Below are 11,519 nucleotides of genomic sequence, written 5' to 3' on the forward strand. Positions count from 1 at the left end.
GAGTTCAATTCATTCCACAGCCAATGTGAGGTCTTCACAGGCGCCCGCCTGCGGCACCAGATGAATATCCACGCGGCGGTTGGCCGCACGTCCTGCCTCTGTGCCATTGCTGGCGATGGGCTGATTGGCCGCAAAGCCCTGCACGGCAAAGCAGCTGTCGGCAATGCCGCCCATGCGTTGCATCCAATCGCGTACAGCAGAGGCACGGGCGTGGGACAGGGCCAGATTCTGTTCGACGGCGCCGGTGGCATCGGTATGCCCAGCAATCACGATCAGCCAGCCCGGTTGGGCCTTGATGTCGACCAGGGCCTTGATCAGCACCTTGGTCGAGTCCGGTTTCAGCGTTGCGCTGCCGGCATCGAACAGCGACAGGCTGTCCAGCCGCACCGGTTCAGGCATTAAGGTTTCCCGCTCAGGCATTCTCAGCCAGGCTTGCCAACCGAACCCGGCAAGCACGGCAACGAAAATCCCAGCGGCCAACAGCCACCGCAGCATGCGATGCCGTCGCGGTTGCGCCTCAGGGGGTGGCAGGATCACGACGGGGCTCACCCATGCCGGAGCCATCCCCAGCAACGGCACCGACAGCGTTTCGCTGGATGAACAGAGCTGCTCCAAGCGCAGGCCGACCTGTTGACGCAACGCCTGGAGTGCCAGCAACGGACCGTGAGGCAACAAGCGCGCTTGCAACCGGGCCAACCCGGTATGCAGTTGAGCCAGGGCAGGACCGCTGTGCACCGGCATTGGCGCGCGGCGCAGCAGTGCCTGCAGTTGATCGAACAGCCACCCCAGCACGTCGAGACGCGTGGACTCCATGGCTGGCCATACGTGTGGCCACTCGCGGGCAAGCGCCTCGATAAGTGCCACGCCCTGGGCCACTCCCTCCACGCCATGACGTTGGGCACACGCCAAGGTGTAGAAACACGCGGTCTGCAGGTCTGCGCCGTTGTGCTCGAACAGCCTCACGCACCACTGTTCGACCTTCACCCAGTCCACATCCGGGCAGGCGGGATGGCTGAGCTTGGCCAACTCATCGCGCAAGGCGGTGAACTCGCTGAAACCGCGCGGATCACCGCCGAATTGAATGCGCATTTCAAACACTGCCGTCATCGCGCTTCCCTTGCGTTATCGGTTCAAGGCGTAGAGAGGTACTGTTGCCGCTTCAAGTGACGCACCAGCACCGGGCCCTCGGGGCCCAGGGTGGTGCCGAAGTTCACGCGCTGCCCATCTTTCAATTGCATCGCCAGGGCGTAGTCCAGATGCCCCGGCAGTGCCTGGGGCAGCAGCTCGATGGCCACCGCCGCCAGGCGCGGTTCGTACTTGAGCAACGTGGCGGTCATGGTGCCGATCAAGCCATGGGCTGAGGCGGGCAACCCTTGCAGGATCAGGCCCATGTCCGGCAGCCCGTAATCCGGCAGATGGCTGAGCGCGCCCGCGCGGCTGTTGAGGATGCGTTGCAGGTTGTCCAGCACGGACAGCGGGTGCTGGTCCTCCTCGCTGACGCGATGCAACGCCAGCTCACCGTTGAAGTTTTGCAGCAGCATTTCGTAGAGCGAGGGGGTGCATTCGCTCATGGCTCAGTCCTTCGCCAGGGGCCGCAGCGTCAGGCGGCTATCACCCAGCTCGATCACCCGTGCCCGATCCGGGTCCAGGTCGTCGCGTGCCAAGGTCAGGCGCCACGTGTTCAGGCGGGTATCGGGGTTGCGGAACAAGGCCACCACCGTGACGAACTGCGCCTCCTTGTGCATGGGCACATTCAGTTGCGCACCCTCCTGCGGTTTCACCACCACTGCGCGTTTGTCCAGCAACGCGCTCGCCAGCAGTTGCTCGTCATCGCCCAGCAACCCTTCGTAGGTCGCCAGCTCCACCGCCTTGGTGTCGCGCAGTTGGTAAACCCGGATCAAGGTCGGTACCGACAACGCACTCATGTCGGTGACCTGGGTGTTCAGCGTCGTGCGCGCGCTGAAATCCAGGTGCAAGGTTTTGACCTGCTTGTAGAAGATCGCCTTCGTGGTGGACACCGTGCCATCGGCCACGGTCTGGGCCAGGCCACACCCCGCGAGCGGCAGTACAGTCACCGCCAACATCAAGCACTTAAAAACGGTACGCGACATGCTGCGTCTCCCTGTTGCGGGGATTAATCGAAAGGCCCTGGTAGCGGCCGAGGTTGATCGTAAGGTGGGTGTGCCGCGTCACTTGCCAGGCATCGCCGCCCAAACCAAGGACACCGGTCATGCCGAGCCGGATAGGCGCTTGCCCGAGGACGGGCACAGGCAGGCTGCGCACCGGCAACGACAGCTGCAGTTTCGCGGTGCAACGCCACCCCAGGTAAACGCGCAGCAGCACCAGCAAATCGCGGTACAACTCGCCATCGGGCAGCCAGCCACGCGCTTGCCGGGTGTCGTCGGTACACAGCACCAAGCGCAACTGGCTGTTGGCGTCCTGGCCGACGCGGCCCAGCGGCGTGCCTTGGGACAAGCTCACGGGACGTTGCCGGGAAAGACGGGCCGGGTGCGCCAACGCAATGCGCTGCGGACAATGCCCAGTCACCTGCGCCTGGGTCTCGGGGGCGAGCAATTTGACCAGCGCCATGATGCCTTCGGCGTTGCGTGTGGGCAGGCGCATCACGCTGAGCAAGGCCAGAAAACGCGAGACCGGCGTGGCGACCTGCTGGGCAGTGCCCGGAATACCCAGGCCGATCAGGCCCAACAGGCATTGCGAAGTCGCATCGGTGCCACCGGTTTCGAACGTTGCCGGGTAGGAGTACTTGCGCCAGATCCGGTAAAGCTGGGTGAACATCCGGTGATTGAACATATCCAGGAAGGCTTCCAACGCGGCGTGGCCTTCGCGACGTTGCGCGATGTCATCCAGAAACACCGTCGGCATCGGCGAGTCGACCCCGTACAAACCGAACAGGCGGGTGCGCACCGTCGCCGGGCGCTCCGGGCGAGCGTCATCGGTTTCGATCGCCTTCAACTCGCTGGCCGCAAACCCCATGCCGGGATCAGGCCGAAAGCGCACGGCATCATCGGCCGGGTGCGCCGTGCTGCCCAAAGGCGGTTGCCCTGGCAAGGCCTGCTCCAACAACTGGCAAAAGCGGTACAGGTTGGCCTCGGCCACGTGCGGCCGCAGGACTTCCAGCAAACCGACGTCTTTCAGCCGGGAATACGCTGACTGTGGTTCTCGTTCCATCGCAGGCACTTTCCAGTAGGTTGCAGGATCAGCGTGAGCTGGGTGTACACATGAATGTCGGCATACAAGGCAAAGAAACGGTTGAGCATTTCACCGAACAGGCTGATGTCGCCCTCCCCTGAAAAGCCATGGGCGTCCAGGGTGATTTCGATATCCACCCCGCGCAGCAAAAAGCCTTTTTCAAAACGCTGAACCAGGTGATGCCTGACCTCGACAATGGCGGCCAAGCGACGACGATTCAGTTCACTGCCAGTCCAGTCATAGAGCGCGAGCGTTCCTCTCAGCACCTCGGCACTGCCCAGCATCGGCAGGAAGTTCGACCCCAGGTGGCTGAGCACCCGCCAGTGAAAACGGTCACGATTCGGCGGGTAGCAGGGCAAGGTCGGCGCGCACAGGTTGCGCACGCGCAGAGCGGCTTGCGTGGACTGCACCGCGGTATCGAGCAGCGTGCTTTGCAGTGCCTTGCGCGGTAACTGACCGTGAGTACCGGTCAGGCGCAACGACAGGTTTTCCTGCGCAAGCAGGCGGTCTTTGTCGAAACCTTCACCTCCCAGGACCAACCAGGTGTCGTGCAAGCCATTGGCCGCGCGCTTCAGGCGTGTATGGAAGTAGCGTTCCGGCGCCTCATCGCGCAGCATGCCGCCCTTGTGGCGAAAGCTGGTGAACGGCACGTAGTCCTGGCGTTCACCGTTTCTCGATGCGGTGACGCGGTCCACCGAATAGATCTCCATGTGGCCGTCCTGCAAGCGCATGGGGCGTAGCAGGTAGTCGGTTTGCAACGGCGCCAGGGTCAGCGGGTCGGCCTCCAACGGGAACAGGTTGATCACCGGCACGGCGTGCAGGCGGATATGTTCGCAGGTCAGGTCGAAGGTAGAGGGCCAGGGCTCACGCAACACCACCTCAAGCTCGAACCAGTCAATGCCGGGGGCAAGCTTCAATTGCTCCAACCCACATAGGGTCACGAACATGAATTTCTCGCGAAAGCTGAAATACTCCAGCAATAGCTGATAGCCGCTGAAGGCGCTGTCGCCCTTGGGCCACAGCCGGTCTTCTTCGCCAAACCCCTTGGGCGCAAAATGTCCGCTGAATGGCTGGCGTTCGGTTTGCCCGGCCCAGCGCACATACAGCGCCTGGGTGTTGAGGGTCAGCGCCTGATGCAGAGCGCTGGCCAGAGGTGTATCGGCATTCAGGTACAGAGGCAGGCGGCTGAGATCGATCTGGCTCCAGTCGGTCAATGCCCCGCAGGCAAAACGCAGGCGTAACACTGAGCAACCGTCCGGTTCAAAGCCCCGCCCGACCGAGATCAGTGCCAGCGGCCGCAGGGTCAGGTCTTGGGTGGTGGTGTAGCGGCAACGGGTGCGTTGTGGCCCGATGGGTTGCGACAGCACCTCGAAACCCTGGGCGATCAACTCGCTGCTTTTCATCTGCGCCAGTTCAGGCACCAGTTCGACCACTGACAGCGACGGGATGGTGCGCAGGTAGTGCGGCCACAGCAGGCTGACCAGCCCTTCGGTCAGCTCGGGCAGGTCATCGTCGAGTTTCTCCCGCAGACGGCCCATCAGGAACGCGAAGCCTTCGAACAGGCGCTCCACATACGGGTCCTGCGCGCCTGGCTTGTCGAGGTTGAGCTGCGCGGCGCGGTCCGGGAACGCCTCTGCGAACTCCTTGCCGGCCTCGCGCAGGTAGCGCATTTCGGCGTCGAAGTAGTGCAGTGTCAGATTGTCCATGCTCACAGAAAGACTCCTGGTGTATGAGGGTTAGCCACAGAGCACTGCGGCGCGTACCGGGTCGATGGCCACCAGTGCCGCCAGCAAGGTTTCCATGCGCCGCGCCAGGGTGGGTCTGTCGGCGTCGTTGCGCTGGGCTTTCACCCGCAACAGCTTGAGCAGGCGCGCCTTGACCTCGAAATTCAGCTCGGGCTCCCATTCGGCCAAGGCTTGGCGTTGCGCGGTGGCGTCCAGCTCCCCGAGCAGGTGGATGGCCAGGTCGCTTTTGCCATACTGCTCGGCCACCCGCGCCATCAGCAGGCGCAGCAGCCAGCGTTGACGACCGCTGTGGATACCGGGGCGTGCGGCCAGCCAGGCGAGTGCCTGCTCCACGCCGTCGCTGTCCGCCTGGGCGATGGCCTCGCCTTCCAGCGACAGCACGTCGCCGTCGTCTGCCGCAGCAGCCACCGACGTGACGGGCAGCCATTGCTGGGGTTGGTTACCGTTGACGTGCTGGGCGATCCATTCGCGAGTGGTTTCATCGGCAAAGGGGCTACCGTCGCTCCAACACAGCAGCTCCAGCCCCGGCAGGCGCTCGAGGAACATGCCCAAATCACGCTTGGTGATATCGGCCCAGCGGTCCTGGGGCGCGGGTTGTTTGCTCAAGGCCTGATACACGTACCACTGCAGGTCCAGCCAGAAATGGTTCACCCCTTCGGCATAGATCCGCTCGACCTGATCAAGCAACTCCGCCCAGTTCTGTTGCAGGTACAACCGCTTGAGCTGTGCCCGATAGTCCCCTCTCGGCGGTACCAGGCGCGTATGGTTGTTCGCCTCCTGAGGCGGCGTTTGGTGCACCGTGTCCCAGCGCAAGCTCTTCATCAAACGGTGCGCCGCGAGCCATCCCAAGGGTTGCTCGCGCAGATAACCGGCCAACGCCCGACCGCTGTCCAGCAGGTCGCGCCCGGATTTGATCGACGTGACCGGCGAGGCACTCGCTTGCACCGACGACTCGTGGCTGGCGCTGTTCTGCGGCACTAACGCGTCCATACCACCTGACTGTGCCAGCCGCGCGGACAAGGCCGCATACAGCGGTTCCAGGTTCGGCCGTTGCGCCTGGGGCCACGTACTCAACTCACGCTCAAGCCAGGCAAGCGCTGCAGCGGTGCGCTCGGCTTCGGCCTTGACCACTTCCGGGTACAGCAGCAGTGTGTCCAGCACCTTGCTGCTGGCCAACCATTCCAGGGCCATCTTGCGGCTTTGGGGCCGGGCCGGCAGTACCGCATCGGCAAAGCGTTCAATCAGCGCAGCCAGCAGGCTAAGGCCATCGGCCAACCCGACTTCGCCCTCCTTGTGCAAGCGTGCCCACAGGTAGTAAGTGGCGACGCGCAAGTCCTTACAGGTGTGGATGAGCAGTTTCTGCGCCAGTTCGGCAACCTGCTCAGCATCGGCACCGGAGAGCTTGCTGACCTCTTCGCGCATGCGCTGGAAGTCATCGTCGTAGCCGGGGTCTTCGCCGACGGGAGAATCGGTGCTGATGGGTTGCAGCCAGGGTTGCCAGTGATCAGCCTGTTGGTGGGCGACGCAGAGTGCATCGCGGGTGCCCAGGCAGCGGGTGATCAAGGTGCGCAGGCTCATGGGAAACTCCTGTTTTGGGCTTAGGCTGCTGGGGTGTCGTACTCGCTGAGGAATATCTGTTGCGGTAACGCGAAGTTGCGCAGCTTGAGCAACGCCAACGGCCCCGCATCCAATTCCGTGCGCAGGTGCCAGGTCAGGCTCAAGCCATCCGGCGCCTTGAGCTGCAGGCGATAACGGCTGTGATCGTCGTCCAACGGCGTGACCTGGGCGTTTTCCAGCCAGCGGATCAGGCCCCAGGTGCCGGGGTAGTCGCCGAACAGGCGCTCGCCGGCGTGCACGCTGGTCCAGCTCAGGCTCACGCCGGGGTAGTCGCTGTGGCCCGGCCAGTGGAAGCGCTGCCAGCTTTCCTTCTGGTTGAAATACTGGTGCCGGTCGCCGTTGAGGATGAAGGTGGTCTGCACCACATCGCGCACGGCTTTGCCTTGCAGCTCAAAGCGCAGCCCCATGCCGCCGTCGGTGTAGAGCACATCGGCGAGGTCGCTGAGCTGGTTGATGGCGCTGAGAAACGCCGGGTTGAAGCGTAACCCTTGGCTGTGACGTGGATCCGCAACCCACTGGCTGCCCTCCTTGCGCAACACGCCGCTCAATTGCCGCTGTAGAAACTGCTCGATGCGCCCGGAGTCCGCACGGATCATCTGCCCCAGCATCGGCAGCGAGGCGTCACTGGCCGTGGCCGCAAACGGGTAGCGGCTGGCGAAGGCCGTGTTCCACTGGCTGACGATGGAGCGCTGCCACTGGCTGTTCAGGCCCGCGGCCGACGGTTGCAAGACCCGCTGCCAGGCCTGTTCCAGCGGCTGCACGAACAGCGTCTGCGCCGCCCCACTCCACTGCGCGCCGAGGCTGGCGGCCAGCAGGCTGCCGTAGGCCTGGGTGTCGGTGAGGTCAATGCGGCGCCCTTGAAACACGGTTTGCGCCAGGGCCTGGGTCATTTCCAGCGGGTCGGGTGCGGAGCTGACTTGCTGGAGTTTTAAGCGCACCCGTGTCACCCGGGTGAGGTAGGCCTGGAGGCTCAGGCCGTCGTTGTCGTTCTTGTCCAGCAGTGCCAACAGCGGGCCGAAGGTCGGATCCAGCGGGCCTTTGAGTTCGTGCACCGGAACGTTGTCCTGGCCGATCAGCTTTTGCGCGGATGTCACCAGCGAGTCGGCCAAGGCCTGGGGTCGAGTGCCGGCCTGCGCGTGATAGGCCACGGCATTCATCAGCGCGATCAGCGGCGATTGGCGCGCATCGCTTATCAGCGTCAGTTGGTCGATTGACTCGTCGAGGCTAGCGGCCGGCTGCCAGCGCAGGCTGTTGAGCAGGTCCAGCCAGGCGCTGGCGTAGTCCTGGAAGTAGCGTTGTGTAAGGCGCTCGCGTAATTGGTCCGGGCTCAACCGGGTGTCGATGTCGCCGGGTTTATCGCTGAGTACCCAGTCGATTTCCTCGCGGCGGGCGTCCGCGATGTCATCGATGGCTTGGCGGACCTGCCCCTCCCAGGCGTGACGGGTGAAGACGCCGGGCACGCTGGCGGCGGTAGAAAACAGCGCAAAGGCATCGGTGTCACCGACCAGTTGCTGCAGGTCCAGGGCCGGGTAGTGATTGGCGGTGTCATCGAGCAACTGTTGGTACAGGTTGGCCTCGGCATGACGCTGGCCCAGTTGACCCAGCAGGATCTGCCGCACCTGCGCGACCAGCCGCGCGTCGGGCTCGATGCGCCAAGCAGGGTGGGCGGCCAGGTGCTCACCATAGAACTGCCAAAGCGTGGGTGACAGGGTTTGCCAGAGGCCTGACGCAACACCTGAGCGGGAGGGTTCGACGTTGCCAAGGGTTTTGACCAGCAGATCGGCGTCGACTTTGTCCGGACGGGCCAGCATCAGGTAGGCCTTGAGCTGATCGTAGATCTGCCGGGCGCGTTCGGCACGCTCGGGATGGTCCGCTTGCAGCTTGACCAGCGCGTGGAGTTGCTGACGAAGAGCGGCGGCGGCTGGATCGCGAATCAGACGGTTGTTGGCTTCGACGTAGCGTGGCCACACCGTGTCCAGCAGCGCCGGGTTTTGATTCAGGCCGAAGCGCTGATACCACGGAGCACCGTGTTGGACACGATCATCCAGGCGGCCCAACTCGCGGACCAGTTCGTTGAGGGCCTGGAGCTGCTCGTCAGATTGCGAAGCGCGTTGGAGGGCGTCAATTGAGGCTTGCACCTGTTGGATCTGCGCGCGGTTGCTGATGAAAGACAGCAGTAATCCTGTGCTCCACAGCACCGTCACGCCGAGGGCCAGCGCGTAGCCGATGCGGGGCACACTCCAGCCGAATCGACGTGGGTTGAGGGGCTTGTCATCGAGAACGCCCTGCCAGGTGGCATCGATCGGCCAGAAATGTTCGGGCATGTTTTTGATCGGCAGCACCGGCAAGCTGAACCACACCCCACGCAACGGCACCCCAGCGGCGAACTCGCCAGCCAGGGGGGCCAGGGTGTGACGCCAACGCGCAACGCCCTCGCCTTGCAAATCCCGCGACAGGCGCAGCAGGAAGTCATGGGTCATGACCGCGTTCATCTGCGCCAGGCCTTCGCGGCGCAAAGGTTCCAGTAAACGATTCAGAGCGGTTTCCAGCACCGCCGCCGTAAAGCGCGCGGGCAATTGGCAACCCACGGGATGCGCCTGGCGGCCTGCCTGACGCCATGGACTGTCGCAAACCTGCCACAAGTGCAAAGGCAACTGCCAACCAAGACGTTTGGCCAGGCTTTGCAACCGATGCACACCCGCGCCCATCGCGGCATCGTCGGCGGCTTGGGTTTTGCTCAGTGCCCAGACCACCCCGTCCAATGCACGCCAGCGGCTCAGGCCTTTCCATCGCTCGGGAAAGGACTGATCCAACGCCAACTGGGCGCTGCCGCCCCAGAGCAGGACGGTGCCTTGTCCTTCCAGCCAGAAGAGCTTGGTCAAGGTTGGGGCGAGGGCTTCGATTTCGGTGGGTTCGCCGATGACCAGCAGTAGGCGGGTTTTGTGGCGCCAGAAGAGGCCGTGGCGAGCACGCAGTTGCTTTCTAATCGAGCTAACGCGTCGCGCGGCCTCTGTATCAATGGTCTTGGAATGGTCAGCCTGCATAGGCCGATGCACATCATCCGCCTGCACTTGCCGGTAAGCCGAATGTCCCAACTGGTGCCCCAAAAAATGGTAGCTCACAACGCACATCACCAGAACCAAGGTCGTAACGGCTATCACCCACAATCCCGCGATTTGGCGATCACCACCAGAGCGAAGTCCAACCAGCTCGGGGTACTGCCAGACCAATACACCCAGCCCCATACCGATCAACAAAAGTACAACGAGCAAAGCTCCCAACCACACAACACGTCGAGTCTGCATTCGAAGTTCCTATTTCGAAAGCGATGGCACAGGCGTCAAGACCGTGCTCCAGAGCCCTGTATCAACACAGCCGCTCCCGCTGAAAATGAATTGCGGCCCGGCGCCGCGCTGAATGGTCTGCGTTGCGGCGGCAATCGCCAGCCACGGTGATGTTTTGCCCGGGTTCCCCAGCGAGGTATCTAGGTTGTAAAACCCTTGATTGTTCTTCGCAGGGAGCGGCACGGCCGCCAAGACGTTGCTCAGCGCCTCATTCCTCCGCACATCAACTCCCACTCGCCAGGTTTGCTGGATCGACTGCGCGTCGAGAGGCACCCAATCCAATGCCTGGCGCGCGGCGTAGAGCAAAGCGTCGGTGTTCGGCTCGCGCGCCTGCTCCGGGCGATGCAGGTAGGCGATTGGGGGCAAGACGGTTTGCGTCAGACGGTTACCAAAAAGCAGCCCGACCGCCGCTTCAGCCGTTCCCTCTGCCTGTTGCGGTGCAAACTGCAAAGCCACGACCAATAAAGACACATTGTCGCCAATTCGCTGATCGAGCCATTGGTCCATTGCGGCAAGGCCACTGCCTTCGACAGGGACAGTGGGCTGGCGGATGTCGGATTCGCTCCAGGCTTGTCGCCAAGCGTGCTGCCACAGGTTTTCCGGCAGAGCGCTATCGACCTCCAGAAGCACAGCAAGTGGTGAGTCAGCGGACGCCCGTCTTAGGACTGGCAACAGATCGGCAAGTACCAGCCTGAATACTCGTCCCAATACTTGCTCGGGGTTTTCATGCACACCACTAGTAAGACGGCTGTGCCGAGAAACAGTTTGGTCCGGCATGCACGGTTGAGCCCAAAGCACTTCGGCTGAGCGCAGCAACGCAGTCAGTTGTGTTGCAGAGGAAGTTCCCGGTTCGCGTAATGCCGTGTGCAGGCTGACACCCAACACCTGTTGGGCGCGCCGACCTCGCCGGATTTTGTAAGCCAAATCCTCCTCACGTGCCTTATCCCAGCCGTCAGCCACCTGTTGTTGACCGAAATACGACAAAACACGCCCGAAGCTAAGCAGACACCAGCCCAAGAATGGAGCGCCCAGGGCCAGCTCCCAGAACCTCGGAGAAGTTTCGCGTAACGATTGAGTACCGAACAAAAACGTCCCGCACACACCAAGCAGCGAAAGCATCAGTGGCAGCACACCTAACCAGAGCCAACCCCTAGGCCGTGAAGGTCGTGGAGACGGTGCGGGGACTTGATCCATTCTGACCGGCATGACTAGCTCGCACTCACTTGAGGCAGAGACGAAATCAAGGTGCAACCACATGCGCAACGATGCCCATGAAACGCGACCGGAATGCCGTGGTCATGAAACGTTGGGTGCCCTTCGGCAATCTCTGTTCGACCGTGGCCAGGAATCGGACAGTCCACCGGGTCGCCCTTGCGAGCAGCACCAATGTCTCTGAAAATCATGACAGTGGATCCTGATAGAATAGCGCCGCCGCCAGTTGTTTTATCACCTATGCGAATGATATTTTTCATGTTCAATCTCCACTTTAGAAGCAACTAAATTACTTGTCTTGTGCAGAAAATATATCTATCAAGCACATCTTAAAATTCAAGAAAAATCCTCGCCTATTATTCCCGACAGATTCGAACCGCTCATAATTTCT

The 11,519-nt window shown here is 62.4% G+C and carries 9 protein-coding genes; all 9 read right to left on the minus strand.

The annotated features are described in order from the left end of the window. Nucleotides 1-9 precede the first annotated feature (9 nt). Complete coding sequence (locus tag AD670_RS14600; RefSeq protein ID WP_053133419.1) at nt 10-1,107, minus strand: OmpA family protein; 1,098 nt, start codon at nt 1,105-1,107, stop codon at nt 10-12. Between the two features lie 23 nt (nt 1,108-1,130). Further along, entirely contained in the window at nt 1,131-1,571 is a 441-nt protein-coding gene (tssE, locus tag AD670_RS14605; RefSeq protein WP_053133422.1) for a type VI secretion system baseplate subunit TssE, read from the minus strand. Nucleotides 1,572-1,574: 3 nt separating this feature from the next. Continuing rightward, the gene (gene tssJ, locus AD670_RS14610) at nt 1,575-2,111 is read right to left on the minus strand and encodes a type VI secretion system lipoprotein TssJ (RefSeq protein ID WP_053133425.1); all 537 of its coding nucleotides are present in this window, start codon (nt 2,109-2,111) and stop codon (nt 1,575-1,577) included. Next, nucleotides 2,092-3,189 carry a type VI secretion system baseplate subunit TssG gene (tssG, locus tag AD670_RS14615; protein ID WP_053133428.1) on the minus strand — a complete coding sequence of 366 codons (1,098 nt, stop codon included), beginning with the start codon at nt 3,187-3,189 and terminating at the stop codon, nt 2,092-2,094. Before tssG ends, tssJ begins: the two co-directional genes overlap by 20 nt. Continuing rightward, nucleotides 3,153-4,922, minus strand: coding sequence for a type VI secretion system baseplate subunit TssF (gene tssF, locus AD670_RS14620; RefSeq protein WP_053133430.1), 1,770 nt, complete (start codon nt 4,920-4,922; stop codon nt 3,153-3,155). Before tssF ends, tssG begins: the two co-directional genes overlap by 37 nt. Before the next feature lie 24 nt (nt 4,923-4,946). Further along, nucleotides 4,947-6,533 carry a type VI secretion system protein TssA gene (gene tssA, locus AD670_RS14625; RefSeq protein ID WP_053133433.1) on the minus strand — a complete coding sequence of 529 codons (1,587 nt, stop codon included), beginning with the start codon at nt 6,531-6,533 and terminating at the stop codon, nt 4,947-4,949. 20 nt (nt 6,534-6,553) lie between these two features. Continuing rightward, a complete protein-coding gene (locus AD670_RS14630; protein ID WP_053133436.1) occupies nt 6,554-9,877 on the minus strand; it encodes an ImcF-related family protein in 3,324 nt (1,107 codons plus the stop codon). 9 nt (nt 9,878-9,886) lie between these two features. After that, a complete protein-coding gene (locus AD670_RS14635; protein WP_256243908.1) occupies nt 9,887-11,035 on the minus strand; it encodes a hypothetical protein in 1,149 nt (382 codons plus the stop codon). 89 nt (nt 11,036-11,124) lie between these two features. Continuing rightward, nucleotides 11,125-11,388, minus strand: a complete 264-nt coding sequence (locus tag AD670_RS30950; RefSeq protein ID WP_082340978.1) for a PAAR domain-containing protein — start codon at nt 11,386-11,388, stop codon at nt 11,125-11,127. Between the last annotated feature and the right edge of the window lie 131 nt (nt 11,389-11,519).

This window comes from Pseudomonas sp. MIACH (assembly GCF_001269925.1).
In the GTDB taxonomy this organism is placed as follows: domain Bacteria; phylum Pseudomonadota; class Gammaproteobacteria; order Pseudomonadales; family Pseudomonadaceae; genus Aquipseudomonas.